Below are 24,126 nucleotides of genomic sequence, written 5' to 3'. Positions count from 1 at the left end.
ACTATGATTTAACCTTATTTTTATTTAGTGAAGAAAAACACCAGTAACTAACTAAGCAAACAAGAAGAAATTGAGGGGTTTTAAAACTACTTTCAGTCATTAAATATCCAAAAATAACTAAAAACCATGAAATATTAGTAAAATTATTAGGATAGTCTTTTAAAAACAATAAAAATAAAAATAAAACTAAAACTAATGGTCCGCCCTCAAAGAGTAAAACTAGAATAAAATTTTCTGACTCCCCAATATAATAATCTGCTGCATTGTACGTTGATTCAGGAACAAGTTTACTGTTAAAAAAAATCGCCTGATTCCTTGACTCTCCAGTACCTAAAGATCTGCCTAATAAACTTGGTTGCTGCTCCTCAATAGCTTTCACTGCTGACATCAACTTAACTTCTCTTACACTCAACGAAGTTTGCCCTTCACCGTCAAGCCTTTGCAGCATAGATTCAAAAATACCCATTGAAAATAACATTATAAGCCCAAAGATTAAACCGACTAAACCTTTCCGTGTAAAAATGGAGTTTAAAATAAGTTTAGGCTGAGCAACAAAGTACGCTAAGAAAAACAAAATCATTCCCGTTCGAGATAACGTTAAGCATACCAAAACAAATGAAATTAAATGAAAGGTAACATCTATTTTTTTTAATTTAATTTCATGTATTAAAATCCCTACAGAAATCAGGCAAACTAAGGTTCCTGTTGTATTTGCTGAGCCAATAAGGCTTTGCACTCTATAGATAATCCCACTGGACAAGTAATCTAGACTATAGCCAGAGCGAAGACTTAACAGTTCTGGAAAAAAAACACTTAGAAAATTTGGAATTAAAATCGCCGTCAACAACAAATAAATAAAATTTCCGTAGACCACTACTTTTAACGCTTTCACTATAAATACAGCCTCAATTTTTGCAGGCACCGTGAAAGTAAAACAAAATAAAAAAGCGATGAATGTCAGATTAGAGAAAATTACATCCAATAAAACGTAATCATATCTTGAAAAATTCAAAAACAAAAAAGATGCAACCAATGAACAAACAACAATCAAAATCAAAATAAAATTGAGCTTTTTTAATTCACATCGTAAACAAGCGTATCGTAAAAAGCAGCCAAAAATAATTAGCTCAATTATTGAAATATAAAAACCAGATATATTAAAGAAGAAAACACTTTCAAATGTACCAGGTAATAGTAATAAGAAAACTAAAAGAGCTGTTCCAAAAAGAATATAATTAAATCTTATTGTCATCAAAAAAGAAATTCCCAATCATTTTTTCAAAAAAATTGAACCCTCTAATCTCTGGAACTTGATATTTAACGGAGGTCAAGTTTTTTTGTACGCTTACTTTTTCTAAGAAATCATCTACATCGTTAGAATAACATATGCCAAACTCACGAACTTTTGGTGAACAATTCATTGTTACTATCGGAACACCAACATCCATTACCATTAAAAGTTTTTTAGTTAGTTCCAATAAACAATTAATTTTACCTTTATTTTCATATGGGACAATAAACACGCTAGCGGTCGAAACAACATCGTAAAATCTTGTATAATCTAAGTATCCCATATACTCAATGTTATTTATAACTCCGATCCTGAATGGACCATAAACTTTAATTTTATAATCTGGAAATCTTCTACTAAGTTTATTTAATGCAACTTTACACAATGGAAACGCACCAATATAAACAAACTCCTTATTAATAGTGCCTCTTGCAATATTCGAACGTTTAAAGTCTAGACAATTATACACAACCACAGATTCTTTGATATCATCAAAAGCATCCCTACAGCTTTCATTAACAAACGCTGTTTTGTATTTTGATACCAAAAGTTTTTCATAATCACAGGCCTCACTTTTGCTACTCCAAGCAAACAATGGATCTGAAGGCCTATAGATAACTTTGCATCCGTTTGAGATGAGTCTTTGTATTTTAGTGAATCTGAGCGCCTCGACAGACTCAACAATGATCAGATCATACTTATACTTATTTAGTTTTGGATGAAAGAAAAATAAATCTTTACCAAATAAATCGAACCTTTTAGGCAAACTCACTTCAATACAAGAGTAAATTGTAGTTTTATTTTCCTCAGAAATGCCATTTAACAATCGGATAGCTCTATTTAATGAAATCTTTCTCTCTTTTCCTAAAGCAAATCTAAAAAGATTCAAATCACAAACCAACCAATCAATTTTGCTCACATCATTTCGATTTAAAATTGCTTTGTAAATATCATGAAACCCTCCTTTAACTTTTTCACTTAAAGGATCGTGGTAACTAATAACTAAAGTTTTCATAAGCATTTACCACAGAGTTAAATATGAGTCTTTCTTTATTATTAGACAAGGAAGAGTTGTGCCATAGCAAATCAAAATCAGTATTGTAGTGTTTACAAAACCGTATTATATCTATAACTATTTCTACGCCAGCATTAACCCCATGCTCTTTAATATAGTTTATTAACGTCCCATCCATAACATGAATTGGATTTACTATCAACTCTGTTTTTATCCGCCTATCAATATTATAGTAATAGTAAGGTGAATTAACACCACTTCTAAAACCGATTTCATTGTGAAAGTAAAGAGTAGAGTCTTCAATCACGTTTAATTCACTTAAAATATCAAAGTGACATGGAAAATGCGCTCTTAAAAAATGGCTACGTACTCCATCAATATTACTAACTATATTTGAAATACCATCAACTAAACTCAACTCATATTTAAGTAATGTCGGATTAGCTAACGTTTTATAGGATGCATGTACACCATAGGTTAATTTCTCAGAGTTTAAGAGTTTCAACAGCGCGATAAAAATTTCATTATTTACGTCTGAATCACCGTCTATAGGCTTAATTGTTCGGTTAAGTATTAAGTAACACTTTAAAATATTATCATTTCTAATCGCAACATCCTTTAACAAATGTATACCATTGACATACTCATCAAATCTAAACGAACCAGTTAATTTATAGAAAACATAATGAAACAATGTTACAAAGGGCTTAATTGGGTTCCTACGCAAAATTAAGTCACCAGCTAAACGTCGAAACAAACGCGTTGAGCCATTTAAAGCTGGGCTAAATGGTATATCTAAATCAGCGGTTAAGCGTAATCCTTTTGTCACCTTCCTCTTAATATTAATAGGATTAGTGGAAAAAGAAAATTCAAGCTGCAGTATATAGCCAAACATTCTCAACAAATTATAAACCACAGGTTCTTTTATAACGTTTTTTATTGTAAGAATGCTAAATTTGGCATCAAACCTTTCGTGTGAATCTTGATAACACTTTTGGTTTCTATATTTTTCGTCTAAAATACAAAGTAAATACAGAATTAAAGAAAAAATTGGAGTATTGACAAATCCATCGTTCCAATAAGTAGAAGTTCTATCACTGACCAAAACTGAAAACGACTTTTCAACATCAAAATCCAAGTCATGTGAAACGACGACACTAGATATATCTTTTTTTACCAAAACCTCATGAAAATGACTAGAAATATCGTCACCAGCGACAATACTTTTTAGATATCTATCATCTAAAGCCAAGTTTAGCGTTTTGCCTGTTTTAATACAAAGAAAATAGCTATCTCCTTTAGTAAGTTTGAGTACAATACTAGAGTTGATAAATTCATCGAAGATATAAGAATATTCATTGAATAACTCATCACAGACATAAAACTCTATCATCTAATATAACCTTTGAAAGTACGTACTATAGAACCAATACCGCTACTTTTAAGTTCTTGTAACAAATGATACTTTATTCTTTCTCTTTTTGAATTGAACTTTTGGACAGAATAATAGATTTTTTGTTTAGCTCCGAAACTTCTTCTAACCTCTTCAACGCCCTTAATCATCGAGCCCTCGAAGTCAAATACATCAACGTCTAGCTTAGTAAAGACAAATAAAATGGCTTCCCATATAACCAGTATCCCCCCTCCCAAATGTCTGTATTCAGGGTCATCTCCTGCTAGATGTAGATAGGCAGATCGATCATCCCAAGTAACGTATGCAACTGAAACTACCTGTCCAGCCTTATCCACTGCAGCGAATGATTTGCCACATTTATAGTCACTAAAAGAACTGAAGAATTCCGTTAAATATTTTTTAGTATATGGAGTTTTAATCCCTTGCCGCTGGAAGGTTTTACTATTTACCTCATAAAAATCTTCTGCCGAAATATTTTCTATAGTAGTAAGATTCTTTCTAGCTTTTTTTATCTTACCTCTAACTGAGCTTTTCAACTTTCCCCAAAGCAAATCAGTATCATCTCGTTCTAATATATAGGTTATACGAGGTTTAACATCAAAACCTTCCCATATAAGCGGTAGGATATTCTGCAAGTCGTAATGAAAAGTAAATTCAATACTTCTAAAACCACTCAATTGTTCCAAAAATAAAGACAAATAACGATGCTGTTTAGACAATTGACTTGTGTAAGATGATTTCTCATTATCCTTTATATATATACCTGTATATTGAGAAAGCATAGGTATTACGACCGAGTTGCCTTTTATAAAAAGAGGACAGAAAAGCACAGGAGTCTCTTTGCAGCCATCATAAATCACTATTGAGTTAACTTCAAAATATTTACTTAGCACTGCAATTTTGGGCTCCCCGATATTAAACCGAAGCTCACCATTAAAATTACTCAACAGGCTTAGAGTATCAGGTTCACCTAATTTAAATACATTCATAATTACTTTTTAAAAACCTTATGAATAGACCATTGTGTATTTAGCTCTATTGAAATTTCTTTATATTGAATATAATACCTACCTAGGCGTTTAAATACTTCAAAGTTACTATGCTGCCTCGCATGATTGGAATTTTTGCTATAATAACCGACACTCCAATAAAACCCCAGCACAGATAGCGGATGCTTTGAAACTTGAAACCATTGTTCGGTACCGCGTAATAAATGCCATAGTTCTACAGCCGACATATTTTCCTTTCTAACAAGGGAGTTTAATTCAAAACGAGTAATTCTTGGCGCATAACTAATACCTATGGAAGGTTGAACTTTCGCGCTCTCAATGCTAGCTGAAATATTATCTAAAAATTTATCGATCATGGCTAAAGAGTGTTCATAAATCACCCTGTCAAGTATATCTTCCGACTTATCACCTTTATTAATCTGAAACTTTTCTTGAGAAATAATATTTCCGGTATCCGCTGCACTATCAATAAAATGTAGAGTAACCCCACCTACCTCATCCATATTCTTGTAATATTGAAATAGTGGGTTAGGACCTCGATAAGATGGCAAGTATGACGGGTGGATATTTACGATTCCATACTTAAAAGAGTCAATTACATCCTGCTTTATAAGTTGTGACATAGAGAAAACAATACCAACATCTGGATTTAACTTGTTAATCATATCAAGTAATTCATCGTTGTTATTCCCATTATAATCAAAATACTGTACGTTATTGTCTTTACAGTAACGTTGTATTTTTGTAGGAAATAAACTTTTAACAGCAGATTTAAGGAAACTTTTCAGAGGAGGTTCGCTATTTCTCGAGTTAACTAATAAACTCACCGAGTAATTATTGAACATGTGCTCTACTATACGACTCTTACCCTGCGTAAAAATAACAATTTTTAAAGTCATACTTTTTTCAAAAACCCTAAATATTCGAATCTATTAACGTGATTAACACACTTCTCTCTGTCCAAAAATTTAACTATCCTCGCAGGATTTCCCGCTAAAACACAAAAACCATGAGAAAAATCACCCTTGACAACAGAACAAGCAGCAACAATAGTTCGCTCTCCTAACCTGCTGCCAGGCAACACGACACTATTCATACCTATCCAACAATAGTCTCCTATTTGTACACTTTGACATTTGTGCTCCTCAAAGTTATATACGTCATGATTAGCGCTGATTATACCTACATTTGGCGCAATAATTGTGTAATCTCCAATTTTCACGCCTCCAATCCCTTGGATATAACAACCAGGTGACAAACCTGGCGCTGTACCAATCCCAATCTCAATATTTTGAGGTGAGCTTACCTTGCTGCTTACGTGCACAGGCCAGTATATTCCAGTTTTGTGTTTAAAAAAACGATAGCAAATTATATCCCAAATACCTACTGGTGCAGCCGTTCCCTGCGTTTCTTTACAGATATTAAAGTAGCTAAATTTATATAAAATTTTTCTAAGCAAACTTTTCATCATTATTCCTTGAAAGAGAATATGTACACCATACATTACCAAGATAGATACATGCCATCACAATGCTATAAATTAGTACCCACTGACTTGCAACTTCAATTGTAAATGCTAAAGATGCCGATAAAAGTGAACCAGCGAAAAAGACGCATTGGACTTTAAGATCTAAACTGTATTTTTTAACTACAATATACGATGAACTCAATGGTGAACTGACGAAGGAAATGATAAACAATGGGTATAGGGATAGTACATATACAACACTTCCAAACCACTCTTTACCAAGGACCAAAATCACTAAATGTTCATGGAGTAAATAGATGAAGCTGAAGCCTGATACTGATAGAACAGAAAGGATTTTTAAATATTTTTTATACGTACGCTCGAAATTTTTATGTTCAAGAAACTCCTTAGAAGCTTCACTCCTAAACAGCTCACCGAATGAATTACCTACAAAGATTGTTGGAACCCTTATGAGTTTATAGGCCATGGAATAAAAACCCAATGCTTCGTTACCATAAAAATGACTTATAACAAAGCTTGGTATTTGAATCACGAAGGAATTCATGCCGTGCGAGAAGGAAAGTGCTAATGTTTTTTTTGCCCTAGCGATTACGATTGTTAAAACTCTTTTATTTACTCTGATTACACAAAAAGACTTCCGAAACTTGCCAAGCAAATATAAGGAGCTCAAAAGATAGCCTAACAGCCAACCTATAAATATACCTGCCCCAGAAATATTAATTTGAAAAATAGAAAGAGAAAGCTGAATTATACTAACAATGGATACTGTAGCAATCCTTATTTTAACGATTTCATCAAGGCAATCTTTTCTGTTTAGGTAAACACACATCAAGTTATTAAAAGAAAAAACAACAATAGATGAGACCAAAAAAAACACATCTATCAACTCAAAAAAAAGGCTCAGCACAACAAATAGCATCACAGTATTAAACTGAAGAATCAGTAAACAATAATTAATTACCCTATCTACTGACTTTTCATTTTCAGAGAAGAACGAATACTCCAATCTGTAAGTAGAAAACATACTAGCTATAGAGATTACAGCTAGATTTAATGCAAACTCACCGAATACTTCAACACTATATAACCTAGCCAACACCGGCATCATCAACAACGGTATTATTTGAGCAAAAACATTGCCAGTTAAGAATTTTTTCAAAATAACCACACTTATTCTGACGTGGATGGTTTATATATCTTTATACACCAGCGTAATCGCAAAATAAAAGAACACAAACTCTATCGAGAAATTTACTCATAAATAACCATGCATTGGCAAACTAAATACTTGTTTTGCTAACCGCTCTGCAACAGGAAAATCACCGACTTTATAGTTCAGGTATTCAAATGCTGTCTGTTGATGCATACACGTCTTATAATAAACAAAAGTTGGAATCCCCTTATCTTTATATGCAGCCATAACGGTATCACGCTCTCCACTCATCAAAGTATACTGGGCCCAAGAGCTGACATAATGTTGAGGAACCTTAGGAGTAACATACATTGGAGACAGCTCTAATTCATAACATTTTGCAGCTCTATTTCTGTTTATCAACTCAATAGGGAACTCTGCTAGCTTTTCAATTAGAATAGCTGCCTGAATTGTATCTAAACGGCTATTCATCCCTATTCGAACATTGTCGTACTTATCATGACCTTTACCGTGTACTCGATAAGATTTTATCAATTCGGCATATTCATCATTATTGGTAAAAACTGCCCCACCATCTCCGTAGCAACCTAATGGTTTGGCAGGAAAGAAACTTGTTGTTGCCATATCGCCAAAGCTTCCTGCCCTTTTCCCTTTAATAGAACCGCCAAAACCTTGTGCGGCATCTTCAACTAACTTAAGACTATATTTTTTAGCAACCTTTTCAATTTCGGGGTAATTTGCGGGCAAACCAAACAAATCTACAGCAATGATAGCTTTAGGTGTTAATACACCATCTTCAATTACTTTTTGTATTCTTTTTTCTAAATCGATAGGACAAATATTAAAGGTGTCTGCATCAGAATCAACAAATACAGGAGTTGCGCCTTCGTAAGCAATTACCTCCGCTGTAGCGAAGAAGGTAAATGTTGGACAAAAAACAGCATCGCCCTCTTTTATGCCTAATACCATCATAGCTAGAGTCAAGGCATCAGTACCATTAGCACAAGTAATCGCGTGCTTTACTCCTACATATTCTGCTAGTTTTTGTTCTAGCTCTTGCACTTCAGGCCCCATAATGTACTGGCCATGATCTAGGACTTTTTGTATACGTGCGTTAATTTTATCTTTTAAGTGAAGATACTGTGCTTCAAGGTCAATAAACTGCATTTTCGGTACTCTATTCTATTTCAATACTTCACGAACAAGTTTGTTATTTATGAGTGTATAAATATCATTTGTATGTGGACATATAGCTCTTGCATTGCCACATAGTGGTAAATCTAGTTTCTCTCCATATGCACTCATCCATCCGATCTGTTTTGCAGGTACACCCACCATTAACGCATAGGGTTTAACATCCTTATTTACAACCGTTCCCGCTCCAATAAATGCAAACTCACCAATTGTAATGCCACAAACTACCGTGCAATTGGCACCTAAAGTAGCGCCTTTTTTAACAAAAGTATTCCGGTATTCATCCTTTCGTTCAACAAGTGAACGCGGATTATATACATTAGTAAAAACCATACTGGGTCCACAGAAAACACCATCTTCTAAGTGCACATTATCGTAAACTGATACATTGTTTTGAATCTTACATTTGTTACCGATAGTAACTCTGTTACCTACAAAAACGTTTTGACCTAACGAAACCCCTTGGCCAATTCTCGCACCACCACACACATGTGCCCAATGCCATACTCTTGAACCATCACCAATGACTGCGCCTTCATCAATAATCGCTGTTTCGTGTTTCATATAATTCATTTTTGTAGGCCCCAAGATGATTAGACTAACTTAGCCATTAATGGGTGATAGTGCCCTGGATTGGCAACCACTTTTTGATCTCGTATTTTTTCTACGGTCTCTATCGCTGTGCGGTTTTCCTCAAGGCCATAACCTTTGCCGGCTAAAACATTTTCATAACTTTGAGTATGTAAATCAGTAAACCCACCCGAAAACTCTAGTTCTTCGTCACCTATCATGATGCTTCGATAAGTTTTCTTTTCACCTTGAATAGCATTCTCAGGTAGATTATTTGCATCGATTGACAAGAACCACTTAACACGTGCACGCTCATACACTAAGTAACCCGCAACTGTTTGTTCATCTTTGTAATGAACTTCATTAAATTTTATATCTCCAAAAATAAAATGAAGCATATCAAAGAAGTGAACCCCGACGTTGGTTGCAACCCCCCCAGATTTTTCATCAACACCTTTCCATGACTTTAAATACCACTTCCCCCGAGATGTCATATAAGTAAGTTCAACATCAAAGATTTTATCTGAAGGACTATTATTCACCTTTTCACGTAAAGCAATAATCGACGGGTGCAAGCGTAACTGAAGAATACTGTTAACCTTAGCGCCATATTTTTCTTCATACACTTTTAATGTATCAATCTCTTTGGAGCTTAGAACTAGGGGTTTTTCACATATAACATCTATGCCATTCTTCAACGCAAATTTCATTTGCGGGGCATGCAAGTAATTCGGTGTACAAATAGAAATATAATCGAGTTTATTACCTTTTAATGCTTCATCCTCTACATATGCCGCAAAAGCTTCAAATTCAGTAAAAAACTCTGACTCAGGAAAATGCATATCCATAATGCCTACTGAGTCATTAACATCCATAGCAACAACTAAATTATTACCAGTGTCTTTGATGGCATTCAGATGACGAGGAGCGATATAACCACCGGCTCCAATTAAAGCAAACTTTTTCATTAATTTATTCCTTACAAACGGATATCGGCAGCATCGAGAGGAAATACATACTTTACATCATAAACAACATGATTTTGTTTGCCGAGTGCTCTTACCTTTTTGATTCCCATCTCTTTTAACTCACTATGGTCTACAGCTAGGATTATTCCATCATAATTGTTTTCTTTTAGTTCGCTTATTAGCTCAATGCCATACTCATGTTTCACTTCCGCTGGGTCAGCCCATGTGTCATAAACATCTACATTGATATTAAAACTTTGAAGTTCTTTAATGATCTCAATAACCTTGGTGTTTCGTACGTCAGGACAGTCACCTTTGAACGTAATTCCCATCACAAGCACATTTGCCTCATCAATATGAATTTTCTTGCTCGCAAGCTTCTTCACCATTTGGGTTGCAACATAACTTCCCATACCGTCATTTATGCGACGACCAGCCAAAATAACCTCGGGCATATACCCCACTTCTTTGGCTTTGTGAGTAAGATAGTAAGGGTCAACACTGATACAATGCCCGCCAACTAAACCTGGTTTGAAATGTAAGAAGTTCCACTTAGTACCAGCAGCCTTTAGTACTTCCTCTGTATCAATATTTAGCCGATTAAAAATTTTGGCAAACTCATTAATAATGGCAATATTTAAGTCTCGCTGGGTATTCTCGATGACTTTAGCAGCTTCTGCCACTTTGATAGATGACGCTTTATGGGTACCTGCAGTCACAACTGAGCGATAAACTAAATCGACAAAATCAGCAATTTCTGGCGTTGAACCTGACGTAATTTTAACAATTGTAGTTAAACGATTAACCTTATCACCTGGATTAATACGTTCAGGGCTATATCCGGCAAAAAAGTCTTTATTAAACTTTAGGCCAGATCCACGCTCAATAATCGGAATACAAACCTCTTCAGTTGCACCGGGATAAACTGTCGACTCAAATACAACTATATCATTTACAGAGATAACTTTACCTAATGCTTCAGAAGCCTTTTTCAACGGTGTCAAGTCTGGTGCATTACTACTATCAATAGGAGTCGGAACGGTTACAATATAAAAGTTGCAGTCTTTAATGTCTTCTAGATGTGAGGTGTACTTCAACAAATGTGCTTCAGACAGTTCTGAGGAGGTACACTCTAAGGTTGAATCTTTACCTGAACTCAACTCCGCAACTCTAGGTTCATTGATGTCAAAACCAATAGTATTATATTGCTTACCAAATTCGACTGCTAAAGGTAAACCTACATACCCTAAACCAATAATGCCAATGTTTAAATTTCCAAAACTGCTGTTCATATATCGAGTTCCAACTTGACTAAATACGTAAAAATTTATAAAACTAAAATCATTGTTTCATCTCAGCTTTTTAAGCCTAGCTGAGCCACTGTTCGTCCATTTTGAGACCATCTATTGTCGTAATCCTATAAAAAGTCTAGGTTTTACCGTTTTTCTGCTCTATATTTAACAGCAGTGGTTCCCATCGGCCCATAAAAATTTTGCTCTAACTTTCTTTTCTCACAAAATGTCTTATAAGAACCAGCATTACGGCTAACATTCCACCTAGCATGGTACCCAATACACAGATGAGTGCACGTTTTGGCTTCGCTTTTTCTTCAGGTACTAATGCAGGGTCTATCGTTTTAAATACGTATTCATCACGTACTTCTGCAAACATGATGGTTTTAGCTTGCTCTTCAATCAGCTTATATAAAATCGTGCGGATATCAGCAACATTTGTTTGTGCAATCTGCTTGTTTAAAAAGTCACTACTTCGGATAGCCTCTGCTACATCACGCTCTTTCATGACTTTGTTGATATCTTCAACTAGCCAATTGACCCATTGCTGAGCTATCGCTGGCGACAAGTGCTCCACAGATACGGTTACCATGCCAGTATCCTTTGCAGAATTCACGCTAACTATCTTGCTAAATTCTTTAAAAGCTTCCTGCATTGATGGTTCAGGCTTAAAAGGCGCATCTACTTCTCTTACCCATTTCTTGGCTTCAGCATTGTATAACTCAGCGTCATATACAATGCTGTTATCGGCCATGTTCCATTTTTCTGCGGCCATCAAATCAGGCAAAAGATGGTGCTTTTGAAAGAAATCACTCGCAAATTGACGCGATTTCATCACCTCAATAGCCATCTGGGTCTTGTCAACACCACCACCGCTACCTAAGTTAATGCCCGCCATACTCGCTAAGCCACCAAACTGAGAAGCTAATGCGCTTAAACCGCCTCCTTGCTCCTCACTTGCTGGAGCTAAAAGCGCCTCAGACTTATAGATATTGGGTTGCATAATGGCAAAAATAACCGAGCCAATGGCAAATACGGCTGTTATAGCAATAATTAGCCATTTGCCTTGCCAGATGACTGAAAAGAGTTCTCTAAGGTCTATTTCATCATTGGCTTGTTGTACTTGAGCGCGCATATCGGAAAATTGAACATCGCTATAGTTTTTTATCTCGGTGGACATAGAATTTGTGTCTCTGAGTCTCATTATCCTAAGAAGAAACAAAGCACTTCGATAACTAAGCTCATCAAAGTGCTCATAGTAAAGGCTATAGTTTGGCAATCGTGGCTAATGCAACTGCGCTGTTATAAATAATGCCGGTAACCTGAGTCCAGAGTGTCAGGTTATCTTTATACTCTGTATCCAGTGGTACGATAATGGTGTCACCTGGGTTTAGCTCGGTATTGCTGCTAAACCACATGGAGCGATTTGGAAGAATCACTGAACCATTAGCCTTTATAATATAAGTTCTATCTTCATCGGCGCGCTCTCTGGCTCCTCCGGACATTTCAAGATACTGGTCTAACGTTAAGCCCTCTTTAAACCTATGAGTTGCAGCATGCTGCACCTCACCCATTACCGCAATTGTCTGTTTAACCGAAGGCACATAGAGGATATCTTGATCTTCTAATTGAAGGTCAGCCTGTTCGATACCTATTGATATAGCAGATAAGTCAACAACCAAGCGACCTACCGCCTTGATGTTTTCTAGATCGGTTAGCATCATCTGAGCATCGCTGTAATTTACCACATTGCCATCTTTGGAAACGCCTCGTGTAGCAATATCACGGCGTAGTTGATCGGCAAGCTTCTTAATCTCAAGCTGCTCTTGCTGACGCACCGACTCGCGAACAAACACAGAGGACGGTAAATAAGCGTACTGGGTAAATCCACCCGCACGATCGATCACATCGGCAAGCGTCTCACCACGGCGAATGTTATACATTCCGGGGAACTTGACCTCACCACGAATTTCAACCGCCTTATTTTCCTGCCAATCTGGCGTTGTCATTACCGTCAAGATGTCTCTGGAACTTAACGTCACATTGGCACTATCAATACCTGCCAATGCGTCATCTAAATTAACGCTTGAATGATTAACGCTAGACTCTTCGCTTCCAATCACCGTTGTAGTCAACTCTGCTCGAGCTGTGTAAGCGCCTTCAACTAATCCACCGGCTGCCACGACTAAGTCTTCAACCTTAGCTCCTTGCGTTAGGGGATATACCCCTGGGTGACGCACCTTGCCACTGATGGCAACCACTTGCGTACCTTTATCTGAATTTCCTTGGCTGGCTAGCTGGGCAACGACTGGATAAAGCAGCTCACTGCGATTCATGGCACCACTAAGCTTAATGAGCTCCTTGTCCTCAAATAGGTTAGCCAGCATCTTGTTGACTTCACCCTTTACAAGCTGCTCTTTATCATCAGGCGCTTCTTTAGCTACAACTACACCACCAATTTGACTACGTTGTGAAAGTTGCATCTTATCGAGCTGAGAGAAGCCAGCCTTAAACAGATCGTTACCGACAAGGCTATCACCCGTAAGCGAGGTTACCTTCTCAACTCTTTGTTTCACCAACTTGTTTAGTTCATAACGATTTTGAGTGTCATCGCTATAGTTAAACAGCATGACCTTATCGCGAGGGGCTAATAACAAATCTTGCGCGACGTCTTTTTCTGCTATAGCACGGCTAGGTGAAAATTGAAGTACCTTGACCTTACCGTAGCGATTCACCTCTCTTACAATAATCGCATAATTGAGATCGGCTGTAATCGAAAGATCCCCCCACAGGGAAGGCAGAAGATCGCTAACTTTTTGGCCATCAAACCATTGGTATTTTCCTGGTCGAACGACAGCACCAACCACGGTAATGGCATCTTCAAACTGACCAGAGGCATTTTTTACACGAATAAAATCACCCGCTTGGGCCTTTGTTGATTTACCTTTCGCAGACGTTAAATCGACATTCACGATACTGCGAAGGCCATTACTGTTATATCGCTCTATACTGCTACTCTTAGGATAAGCGCCAGGCTTTACCCCTGCGGCCATAGCTACAATATCGGCAACTGTCTCATTACGTTTCAACTCATAGATTGCAGGGCGACGCACTTCGCCAGTAATACTTACGAGTCCACCTACTGGGGGAATAAACACTACATCGCCAGAGCGCAAACGTATGTCACCCGACGCATCACCTCGCATCAGTAGATCATACAGATCCATGCTGCCGACTAGCTTGCCATTACGCTTGACCTGAATGTTACGCAGTGAACCAATCTCGTTCACCCCGCCGGCGACAAACAATGCCTGGGTGATAGTAGACAGACTCGAGACGGTATAAGAACCTGGCTTATAGGCATCACCGGCTATAAAGATACGAATAGAGCGCAGCTCACCCATGGTGATATTCGACTCAATCCCTATCATCTGCTGAGAAATACGATGACTCAGAGACTCTCGAAGCTCGGCAAAACTTAAACCTGCTACCGAGATAGGACCGAGCTCGGGGAATTGAATGCTCCCCTCTCGATTAATCACCAGGTCATATTCTTTATTCTCTTTGCCAAAGAGCTGTACCTTAATTCTGTCACCAGGACCAACCAAATACTCACTAGGAACAGGCACATCAGAGACCGGCGCAAAGGTCGTTGGCTCGCCCTGAAACAACTCGTACCCAAAACGTGCTAGCTGATTCTTCTGTTTATCCTGTGAGAAGTTAAGCTCATTTGCCGCATCGCGGGAATGATCGACCACTTCATTAGTTGCACGAGGCTGACTAAATTGATCATTTACTCGAGGCTGAACGACTTGCGGATTATCGAGATTTTGCTGCGACGCACTCGCGCCTCCAAGCATGGCAGGATCAATACCGTACTGACGAGCTAATCTCTGCTGCTCAGAGGCTGGCAGATTTTTAAACTGCTCTATCATTTGCGGCGACGGCGTGATCGCCTGCGCCTGGGGCCCCACCAAAAATAGTGCGGCAACCGCTGTTATAATGACTTTTTTGGTTCGTTGTAACACCGATAATCTCCATTGATAAAGGCAAGGTCTAAATAAAACTTTCCGGATTAAGCAGATAAAATCTAAGCCAATTACTGGCATTCGGACACGCTAGCGACGTGGCGGCGACCTGACTCAGTACATCCTGTACTTCACTCTTCGAGCCAGCTAAAGCTGTTAATGATTGTTCCTGACAATCATTTTCGGCTATCGCTTAACGAATACTATCTCAAAATGCTTAGTGTTCATTCGATGCCCCGCGGGCACGCTACCGATCCGCGTGGCGGCCAGAGGCCTTCGGCTATCGCTAAAAGACAGAAACTGTTCTGTCTTTTGCCTTTCAGGCACGCTACCGCCCATAGGTTACGGCTCCCAACATGCCCTTCGCCACGCGAAATCTAACTTTTAAATCACTCTTTACTAAAACACTTTGGTTAATATGCACTACAAAATGACACATTAAATAAAGTACTTTTGCGCTATCTTGAAGAAAAGCGATTCATTGTACTGGAACAAAATGACAATTACTGCTCATATACTCGTCAATCGTTTAATACAATCGAATGCGGTAAGCACAATCAGCTTAAAATCACTCAATACAGGCCTTCAACGACCAAAATCTGTTACCGAATAACCAAAACACCAACAAAACGGGAAGATTAATCTAACAATGAATCGCGCGTTATAGCAGATCTCTTACAAAGATTAGCGCCAACGACCTACTTCTTATCCCTTATAAACGTCTACCTATTGCTTCAAAGTGCTATTTGAACAATATGAGGTTACCCAATCAGCAAGCTTCCTCAAACCCCCTTGATACTGGCCCTCGAGACCGACACCCTCTTTTGCTGCCCCATGATCTCAAAAAGAATGTGGCAGCGCTTATCGCCACTCTGCTCTTCAAAGATCCCTTCAAGCTCCTTAAATGGCCCTTCGACAAACTTCACCTTATCGCCGACAGACAACCTAGGCTCAGCGTTGCTACTCAACAAATCATCACTAGGTAATTGCAACGCATTAAGCAACTTGGCCTCACGCATCTTGATGGAATGTACTATGGCATCGTCGATCGCCGTCATCTCTTCACGGCACCCTATGATTCGAGACACGCCTCGTGTCGAGTGAATCTTGCTGACGCTGATCTCTAGCGGGTCGAAATAGATAAACAGGTAACAGGGAAACAGCGGCAGACGCTTAACACTGGTTTTGCCGGCCTTAGTGATCTGTTGCGGGAGAGTGGGCAGGTAGGTCTCTATCTGTTGCAATGCAAGATTTTGCTGCGCGCGCGTTTCGCCGCGAGGTTTGCAATACACAAGATACCAAGACTTCATAATTTCCTTAAGAACCTAGTTTTATCGTTAGCTAACACTTAATAACCGCTATGACAGAAACCACTGCGGACTTACTTTCACAATTGCTGTGTTTTGCAAGACGCTCAGAATAACGCGCAACGCAAAGATAACGAGATAATTCAGGTGACATCCAATTCACGGCCGAAATCATAGCAAATACTCTAGGTCAAAGAAAAGAGCGTTTTTCCTCTATTTTACCCACCCGCTTTGTTATCTCAGGTCAAATCTTTCCGCGGCATGTAACAGGCCATAAACAATCATGCCCTAGCCCCTCCAACCAGTGATGATTTGTTGGACAGTTAACCCAGGTAAATTGACTTTTAGGCGATGAAAAGGGTATATAAGATGGGTTTGATAAAATTTAATACCCTAAATATTAAAATATAATAAATCCTCGCAACAAGATTAGAACGCAGCAAGGAAGATTAGGTAACATTCTCAATAAGTTACACTAAACTGAGCGTCTCTATCCAACAAGCGAGCTATATTAGCAACAACCATTTTTCTACATAGTTTTTGTTATGTAGGCAATCACAAGCTGAAGGTGGAAGACTTACATGAGTGCAGCAAAACCCCAAGGTACGATGCTCGGCCATCCTAAGGGACTGTTCCTGTTGTTTACAACTGAGTTATGGGAACGTTTCAGTTACTATGCGATGCGAGCCATCCTGGTACTTTATCTCGTCGACGCAGTACAATCCCAAGGTGGTCACGGTCTAGGTTGGACCCAGGCAGACGCCCTAAATCTTTACGGTACATTCACAGGTCTTGTTTACCTAACTCCTCTCATCGGTGGCTGGCTCGCCGATACATTCCTAGGTCAACGTAAAGCCATCATGATAGGTGGCGCCCTGATGGCCGCCGGTCAATTTATTCTTGGTACCCCACATGCTTGGGTACAAGGCATGGAAACTGAAGTCTTCTATGTTGGTCTGGGCGTCCTAATCTTAGGTAACGGCCTATTCAAGCCAAACATCTCTACTATGGTGGGAGACCTCTATGAAGAAGGCGATCACCGCCGTGACGGTGCATTCACCATCTTCTACATGGGTATTAACGTAGGTGCCTTCCTATCGGGCATCATAGTTGGTTCTGTCGTGGCTTACTTCGATGGTAACTTCCAAGCAGGCTTCATCTGTGCCGGTATTGGTATGATCCTCTCACTGATCATCCAATTCCTGTTCGCACAAAAGCTGCTAGGCGATATCGGTCGTGTACCAGCCGCCCAACTTGAAAAGCAGAGAGCGGCAGAAAAAGGTGAAGTGCGCAAAGAGCCGCTAACCAAAGTTGAACGCGATCGCATCAAAGTGATCATGGTCATGGGTCTGTTTACCATTATCTTCTGGGCAGGCTTCGAGCAAGCCGGTGGCCTGATGAACCTCTTCACCAACGACTTCACCGACCGTATGATTGGCAGCTGGGAAGTCCCGACTACCTGGTTCCAATCACTGAACGCTATGTTCATCGTGATCTTCGCCCCTGTAGTCGCCTCTATCTGGGTTCGTTTGGGTGACAGAGAGCCAAACTCTCCGGTGAAATTCGCGCTAGGTCTGGTGCTGCTTGCAACAGGCTTCCTGTTCATGATCGGTGCGGTACTCGAGATGGGCGGCGACGCTAATGCTAAGTCAAGCATGTGGTGGTTGGTAGGTGCTTATTTCTTCCACACCATGGGTGAACTGTGTCTCTCTCCAATCGGCCTGTCTATGGTCACCAAGCTGGCTCCACTGCGTATCGCATCACTCATGATGGGTGCATGGTTCCTGTTTGTTGCCGCGGCTAACAAGATTGGCGGTATTATCGGTTCATTCATCGGCCACGGTGGTGCAAAAGAGGAGCAGCTAGCCAATGCTATGTCTATCTTTGCAGGCATCGCTATCACAGCCGCTCTGTCAGGCGTTATCCTCTACTTCATGGCGGATAAACTGGTTGACTGGATGCATGGCGCAGAAGACAGCCACCACACAGAAGAAGAAGCCTTAGAAGAAGAGATTGCTATCACTGCCGAGCATGAAGCAATTAAGCGCTAATGGCTTATCGCTAGATAACTAAAATTTAGCTCCATAAAAAACGCCACTCAATGTGGCGTTTTTTGTTTTTAGACTTGATAAAAATATAAAAATTTCTAGGAATAACTAGAAGCTCATCTGCACATAACCACCAGGGGCAACCTTAGGGCTATAGCTCAAACCGACAAACTCATCATTGAGTAACATCTCCCTATGCTCGGTATTGCTAGAAGCCACACACAGGCTCTCTCCCGGCATTAAATTGCGAAACTGAGTGCTCGGCTGGCCCCACTCTAAAATACCCAGCTGCAGGGCGTCAGGCATCGCAAGCGGCATCAAGCCTTCCTCATTGCGAATATAACACCTCAATCCCTTCCCCGCCTGGGCGATAGACGCCCGATAATGAGTCAGCTCAACCACGGCATAGACGATATCCACATAGATATCTAACCCCGACTTACTCATCCGCTCATTGAGGTAACTCAACATATTAAAGGGCTCGATGACAGTTTCGGTTTTGTCATTGCGAAACTGTTTAAGCTTCTGATTGACAAAGCTCTTCAGCAGTACACTCGCAAAGGCGCAGCGGTTATCTTGGGGATGAAAATGCGCCATATACATGATGAGATACCTTTCGCCCACATTGACGCTATCGATAAAGTAGGCGCTCACCTCATCATGCTTGAACAAGCTATAGTCGATCTTGGCCTTGGGATAATCGATGACAGAGGGAGGAAACAGCTGCTGCTGCACGCTCTTAGCTGCCTCGGCGTTCTGCTCCAGCAGATTAAGGTGCTCCTCTAACTCTTGATAGGATAATTCGTCGAGATCTTCCAGTTGCACATCTTGCTGACTGCTACCGCCCACACATTGACGGATCGCGTTCTCGATAAGGCAGAGGTCGTTAACCGGCTTAACCAGGTAATCACTCGCGCCCACTCTGAGCGCCTCGACCACATCGGCCATCACCTGGTTACCAGAAATGACGATTGAGAGGGTATCTGGCTTGCGCTTTATCATCTGCTTGAGCATATCCAGCCCACCCAGGATAGGCATGCTGAGATCCGCCAGTACGATGTCAAAATCGTGCTGACTAAACCGCTCTAACCCCTGCTGACCATCATCGGCCTCAATCACGGTCGCGCCGCGATTGGTCAAGAAGGCGGCCACAATACTGCGAAATACCGGGTCGTCTTCCACTAACAGTATCACTAGATCTTCTAACGCCATTTAGCTTCCCCAGGCTTGCACTCTGGCTAAGCCGCAAAATCTAGTACATCCATATACGCCTAGATAAGCAACATCTTATCGCTAGTTCCTTCGCCTATTATGAAACAATGGGTTATGCGGGACACTGATGTTAATCAAGCTCTGTCATGTATTCGTCGAGCAATTCGTCATCATCAGTCGACACGGGTATGTCGCCATCATAAACTTTATAGTCAAGATGCTGAAAATACGCTTCCTTAACAAAAGTGTAGGGGTCAAGTGCATTATCGACAAGTCTTTCTTGGTCAATTGCCGATGCGCGCCTGTGTAGGTTTTTCAGCCCCCACTTGGCCAAGGATTGCCACATAGTCAACTCAGACAGCGGAAAATAGAGACCGTCCACCCAATCAGAGGCCAATTCTCGAGTCACATAGGGGCCTAAAAACGGCGCCATAAAGTAAGGACCGTTAGGCACACCGTAGTAACCTAACACCTCATTAAACTCGTCCTGCTTACGCTGTAAACCCATCATGTCGGCAACATCGATCACCCCTAACAGGCCGATGGTGGTGTTAATGGTAAACCGCCCGCCGGCATTGGCCGCCCAACCCCACTTGCCCTGCAAAGCGTTATTCACCATGGAACTGGGTTCTTCGAAGTTAAGGACGAAGTTATTAACGCCTGTCTTCACCGGCCTGGGCAAGATATCATTGTAGCCATGAGCCACGGGGCGATAGAAATATTTGTCGAGAAACTGATAGTTGAAATCCCACATGGCGCGGTTAAAGCCTTCCAGGGGATCGCGCTCATCGTTATAGATAATGGTGACTTCTGCTGTGGTGCTATCCGTTGCACGCTCATCGCTTGTGTCTGTCTGTGCCATCGCCTGGGCACCAACCAATAGCAGACTCAACGCAATCCATTTACACTTCATATAAATTAGTTTCCTAATTAGTATTAACACGGCTAAAGTCACCAGCTATTGTTGACGATAAAGTGTTAATACTAGACTACACAGTTTGGTTTTCCTTTTCAGATCGCTAAGGATACTCAGCTAAAGCGATAGGTCAAATTGAATTTTGTAATAAGACATTCATGGAGCATCAATTTGAGGTTAACAATTGAGTAATTCCCGTATCGACATGCCCTCCCCAGCGGTATCTGGCGGTGAGCTTCTCAATCAAACAGACAAGGCTGCTCAGGCCAAAAATATTCCGGTTGAGGTAGCATCGACTCCTCAGGGCGATAAGCTCAGGCTCAATCATCGTGAGCTGGCGATCACCTATCAAGACAGCAAAGATCAGCAAAGCCTAAAACAAGATGCCGTTCGTCTTACAGTATTGACCCAATTGAGCGCCGCCGCGAATTCAAGCTCCATGTTAAGTGCTACCGTGCAGGCCCATGGAGAAACTATCGCCCTCCCCTTACCCAAGGGGCTGGTTGCCTATATCAATGCCAACCAAATAAGTCTGACCCAGCTTACTAACTTCGCCAATCGCCCACAGGGCTACCCCTTAGGTGAGGTGCAAATAACCGCAAACCAGCTGTTTTTTAGCGATCAACAGCTGGTTAGATTACCCAGCCCTCCCATCGCTGATGGCCAGTACCTAGCCAAAATTACCATGGATAATGGACAGTTAACCCTGACGCTCACTCCTAAATTGGCAGAAGTGAATCTGCTGCTGACGCCAATGGGTAAAGAGGCGCTGCTGAGCAATACCAGCTCTCCCGCACTCTATCTATCATCCCAAGCTTCACAAGCGCTTATCAGCAAACCTGAGTTAGCCAGCGCTTACCATCAGCTAATAAACAGCTTGGCAAAAACATCGTTAACCCCAGAATCGTTAAATGGTCTTATCAGAGAGTTAACCACACCAAAGGGGGTCGGTGAGCCCAGGCCTAGTCTTATGCCAAACAAGGCTGTTTCAAATCAAGTACCAGCAAATCAAACACCTTCAAATCTAGTTGCAGCAGTCAAGGCATCAACTAATCAGCAGATTAACCAGATACCGCTTCAAACAGCCAAAAACAATGACTTGGCAGCCGCGGCTATCAATTCGCTGAATGGTAAGTCGCTAACTTCAGCGCTAGGTTCGGTAACTACAACTGGGTTTAAAAATGCCCAGGCTCAGTTGCTGAAAAATATTGCCCAAATAAATCAGAGCAAACTCTTTCAGAGGGTCAGCACCATAATTACAGGACTTAGGCTCGAGGCTAACGCTCTGGTTATCCGCCATGCCATTCTCCAATCCATATCCCAAGCCACATCAGGTGAACAAGGAAACGCCAAGGCTAGCAACCAGTTGCCATCTAGCCCTGCCGCGCTCGCTCAGCTTGCCGCCTTGGGAAAACAAGACGGACAAATATCGCCAAGGGGCAAAGCACCGCAATCAACAGACGTGGGCCAAATATCGGCAGCATTAAACTCGAAAGAACTTAATGCAAAAGAGCTAAGTCATAGAGGGCTAAATCTCGCGCTCGGTCAACTCGCAGACAAGACGGTACCAACCGCAAAAGTCGCGCAGGGTCGAAACTTGCTACAGTTGATGCAACAGCTTCTGCCACTCGCCTTCCCCAAGCCACTTACTCAGTTAGCGAGTCCTAGCTCATTAAAACAAGAGCTTATCGATAGCTTCGCCGGCATCGCTGCGCCAGCAACGCCAGTATCAAGTCTTGCCAGCATCACCAGCCATGCCGGCACCATAGGGGTACTTTTCCAGCTGCTCCTTGGCAGACAGGTGAAATCCCAGGCCGGCGGTAAGGCCTCAAGCCAGGTACAAGCCCTCCAGCAGCTAGCATCAAACAGCCAGCTACTAGGCCTGCTCGAAAAAAGCGGCGGTCTCGAATCACTTGGCAAGCTAGTATCCAACCTCTCCCTCTATCAGCAGGCGAGCAGCGATACGCCGCAGTCAACGAACTGGTACTTTACCCTGCCCTACATGATAGAGCACAGACATGAAGAGCTTGAGGGACACTTTAGCCAGGAAGCGCAGGAAAAAAACGCACCCCCCCACTGGCGACTACAGCTTAAGTTTAATCTGAGTCAAGCGGGTCTATTGATCAACGCAGATGTTAAAGATGGGCGGCTAAATCTGGGCTTTACCTCAGAAGATCAAAACCTACTCGACAGTATCGAACAAAGACTCATGGGGTTGGAGCAGAAGATCCAGGCAATCGGCTTAACCCCAAACAAGATCCACACCCAAGTCTCTCAGGTACCCGCCTCCTTACTACCGGGCGAGCACTACTTGGTAAAAATTAAGGCCTAATGATGAGCACATACGACGAAAAACCTGATGACTTACAAGGTGGTTCAGACAACAAACCATGCAGGCCCACTCAAGCCGCGGCGCTGCGCTATGACGGAAAGTCGGCTCCGCAAATCACCGCCAAGGGGGAGGATTTAGTTGCCGAGGAGATCATCGCCATCGCCAAGGAGGCTGGCATCTATATTCATCAAGATGCCAACTTGAGTAACTTTCTGCAAAAACTCGAGATAGGTGAAGAGATCCCCAAAGAGCTATATTTGCTCATCGCCGAACTGATCGCCTTCGTCTATATGCTGGACGGTAAGTTTCCTGAGCGCTGGGACAATATGCACAAAAGGATCATGCAAGAGGTGTAGTGTTTAGACAACTAGCTCAATAAAGGCGCGCTATCGCCCCTTACCATGAAGGCGCAGTAATAGCTCGGCCTCGGCCTTAGGCAGCTCACACTCCTTAACCAGCTCATCGATATCGGCGCCGAGTTCGACCATCTTCATCGCTCGGGTATAGAGCCTTGCCTGAGGTTCATCCGCCACCGTCTCATCTATGCGCGCCTCCTGCTTGGTCACCCGTTTTTCCAGCTCAAGCATGCGGCGACCAACGCCTATGGTGCCCGATCTCAGCTCCTGTAGCTCCTGCTTAACTGCCTCGCGCTGCCTGTCGTTCTCTTTAACCAGCAGCGTCAGGGCGTCAATCTTGGCTCTGAGCTTATTGGTTTGTTTCTGCTGATACAGCACCAGTGCGAGACAGGCAACCACATACAGTAATGCCGCGATTAAGATCTCATCGCCTATCATAAATGCCTACTCCATTTACTTTCATTTCTACGCTCGACCTTTTACAACACGAAAAAAGCCATCGAACGAGGCGACGGCTTTTTATCGTCAATG

20 protein-coding genes are annotated in these 24,126 nt (G+C 41.2%); 3 read left to right on the top strand and 17 right to left on the bottom strand.

All coding sequences use genetic code 11. The features are described 5' to 3' along the window. Position 1: 1 nt before the first annotated feature. From K0I63_RS07080 to rfaH, 14 genes are all read right to left on the bottom strand, one after another. The gene (locus K0I63_RS07080) at positions 2–1,252 is read right to left on the bottom strand and encodes an O-antigen ligase family protein (RefSeq protein ID WP_220082974.1); all 1,251 of its coding nucleotides are present in this window, start codon (positions 1,250–1,252) and stop codon (positions 2–4) included. After that, positions 1,236–2,306, bottom strand: a complete 1,071-nt coding sequence (locus K0I63_RS07075; RefSeq protein ID WP_220082973.1) for a glycosyltransferase family protein — start codon at positions 2,304–2,306, stop codon at positions 1,236–1,238. Before K0I63_RS07075 ends, K0I63_RS07080 begins: the two co-directional genes overlap by 17 nt. After that, the gene (locus tag K0I63_RS07070; RefSeq protein ID WP_220082972.1) at positions 2,287–3,699 is read right to left on the bottom strand and encodes a DUF7033 domain-containing protein; all 1,413 of its coding nucleotides are present in this window, start codon (positions 3,697–3,699) and stop codon (positions 2,287–2,289) included. The genes K0I63_RS07075 and K0I63_RS07070 overlap by 20 nt, the downstream gene beginning before the upstream one ends. Then, positions 3,696–4,709, bottom strand: a complete 1,014-nt coding sequence (locus K0I63_RS07065; RefSeq protein WP_220082971.1) for a GNAT family N-acetyltransferase — start codon at positions 4,707–4,709, stop codon at positions 3,696–3,698. Before K0I63_RS07065 ends, K0I63_RS07070 begins: the two co-directional genes overlap by 4 nt. 2 nt (positions 4,710–4,711) lie before the next feature. Further along, positions 4,712–5,629: a formyltransferase family protein gene (locus tag K0I63_RS07060; protein WP_220082970.1), complete on the bottom strand. Its 918-nt coding sequence runs from the start codon at positions 5,627–5,629 to the stop codon at positions 4,712–4,714. Beyond that, the gene (locus tag K0I63_RS07055; RefSeq protein ID WP_220082969.1) at positions 5,626–6,201 is read right to left on the bottom strand and encodes an acyltransferase; all 576 of its coding nucleotides are present in this window, start codon (positions 6,199–6,201) and stop codon (positions 5,626–5,628) included. Before K0I63_RS07055 ends, K0I63_RS07060 begins: the two co-directional genes overlap by 4 nt. Continuing rightward, complete coding sequence (locus tag K0I63_RS07050; RefSeq protein ID WP_220082968.1) at positions 6,182–7,378, bottom strand: lipopolysaccharide biosynthesis protein; 1,197 nt, start codon at positions 7,376–7,378, stop codon at positions 6,182–6,184. Before K0I63_RS07050 ends, K0I63_RS07055 begins: the two co-directional genes overlap by 20 nt. Positions 7,379–7,474: 96 nt before the next feature. Continuing rightward, positions 7,475–8,539, bottom strand: coding sequence for a DegT/DnrJ/EryC1/StrS family aminotransferase (locus K0I63_RS07045; RefSeq protein WP_220082967.1), 1,065 nt, complete (start codon positions 8,537–8,539; stop codon positions 7,475–7,477). Between the two features lie 15 nt (positions 8,540–8,554). Then, the gene (locus K0I63_RS07040; RefSeq protein ID WP_434086789.1) at positions 8,555–9,130 is read right to left on the bottom strand and encodes an acyltransferase; all 576 of its coding nucleotides are present in this window, start codon (positions 9,128–9,130) and stop codon (positions 8,555–8,557) included. Positions 9,131–9,159: 29 nt separating this feature from the next. After that, a complete protein-coding gene (locus tag K0I63_RS07035; RefSeq protein ID WP_220082965.1) occupies positions 9,160–10,104 on the bottom strand; it encodes a Gfo/Idh/MocA family oxidoreductase in 945 nt (314 codons plus the stop codon). 11 nt (positions 10,105–10,115) lie between these two features. Further along, complete coding sequence (gene tviB / locus K0I63_RS07030) at positions 10,116–11,396, bottom strand: Vi polysaccharide biosynthesis UDP-N-acetylglucosamine C-6 dehydrogenase TviB (RefSeq protein WP_220082964.1); 1,281 nt, start codon at positions 11,394–11,396, stop codon at positions 10,116–10,118. Positions 11,397–11,601: 205 nt separating this feature from the next. Continuing rightward, positions 11,602–12,576 (bottom strand): Wzz/FepE/Etk N-terminal domain-containing protein, encoded by a 975-nt coding sequence (locus K0I63_RS07025; RefSeq protein WP_220082963.1) that lies wholly within the window; start codon positions 12,574–12,576, stop codon positions 11,602–11,604. Between the two features lie 85 nt (positions 12,577–12,661). Further along, a complete protein-coding gene (locus tag K0I63_RS07020; protein ID WP_220082962.1) occupies positions 12,662–15,424 on the bottom strand; it encodes an SLBB domain-containing protein in 2,763 nt (920 codons plus the stop codon). 782 nt (positions 15,425–16,206) lie between these two features. After that, the gene (gene rfaH / locus K0I63_RS07015; RefSeq protein ID WP_220082961.1) at positions 16,207–16,734 is read right to left on the bottom strand and encodes a transcription/translation regulatory transformer protein RfaH; all 528 of its coding nucleotides are present in this window, start codon (positions 16,732–16,734) and stop codon (positions 16,207–16,209) included. A gap of 578 nt (positions 16,735–17,312) precedes the next feature. On the opposite strand from rfaH, the gene K0I63_RS07010 reads away from it, so the two are divergent. Continuing rightward, entirely contained in the window at positions 17,313–18,782 is a 1,470-nt protein-coding gene (locus tag K0I63_RS07010) for a peptide MFS transporter (RefSeq protein ID WP_011865198.1), read from the top strand. Positions 18,783–18,887: 105 nt separating this feature from the next. Here the strand turns inward: K0I63_RS07010 and K0I63_RS07005 are convergent, their stop codons facing one another. Continuing rightward, positions 18,888–19,991 (bottom strand): response regulator, encoded by a 1,104-nt coding sequence (locus K0I63_RS07005; RefSeq protein WP_220082960.1) that lies wholly within the window; start codon positions 19,989–19,991, stop codon positions 18,888–18,890. A gap of 130 nt (positions 19,992–20,121) precedes the next feature. Then, positions 20,122–20,853 (bottom strand): MlaA family lipoprotein, encoded by a 732-nt coding sequence (locus tag K0I63_RS07000; RefSeq protein WP_223294805.1) that lies wholly within the window; start codon positions 20,851–20,853, stop codon positions 20,122–20,124. A 466-nt stretch (positions 20,854–21,319) separates the two neighbouring features. On the opposite strand from K0I63_RS07000, the gene K0I63_RS06995 reads away from it, so the two are divergent. Together K0I63_RS06995 and K0I63_RS06990 are read left to right on the top strand one after the other, a co-directional pair. Next, on the top strand, positions 21,320–23,239 hold the full coding sequence (locus tag K0I63_RS06995) for a hypothetical protein (protein WP_220082959.1): 1,920 nt from the start codon (positions 21,320–21,322) through the stop codon (positions 23,237–23,239). Next, positions 23,239–23,595, top strand: a complete 357-nt coding sequence (locus tag K0I63_RS06990; protein ID WP_258406955.1) for an EscU/YscU/HrcU family type III secretion system export apparatus switch protein — start codon at positions 23,239–23,241, stop codon at positions 23,593–23,595. Before K0I63_RS06995 ends, K0I63_RS06990 begins: the two co-directional genes overlap by 1 nt. Positions 23,596–23,625: 30 nt before the next feature. Here K0I63_RS06990 and K0I63_RS06985 read toward each other — a convergent pair whose 3' ends face one another. Next, positions 23,626–24,030: a DUF2802 domain-containing protein gene (locus K0I63_RS06985; RefSeq protein WP_186300667.1), complete on the bottom strand. Its 405-nt coding sequence runs from the start codon at positions 24,028–24,030 to the stop codon at positions 23,626–23,628. Positions 24,031–24,126 lie beyond the last annotated feature (96 nt).

Origin of the sequence: Shewanella rhizosphaerae, assembly GCF_019457655.1 — a bacterium.
GTDB lineage: Bacteria > Pseudomonadota > Gammaproteobacteria > Enterobacterales > Shewanellaceae > Shewanella > Shewanella loihica.
Note: the sequence above shows the minus strand (reverse complement) of the source record. Positions and strands in the feature narration are given on the sequence as shown.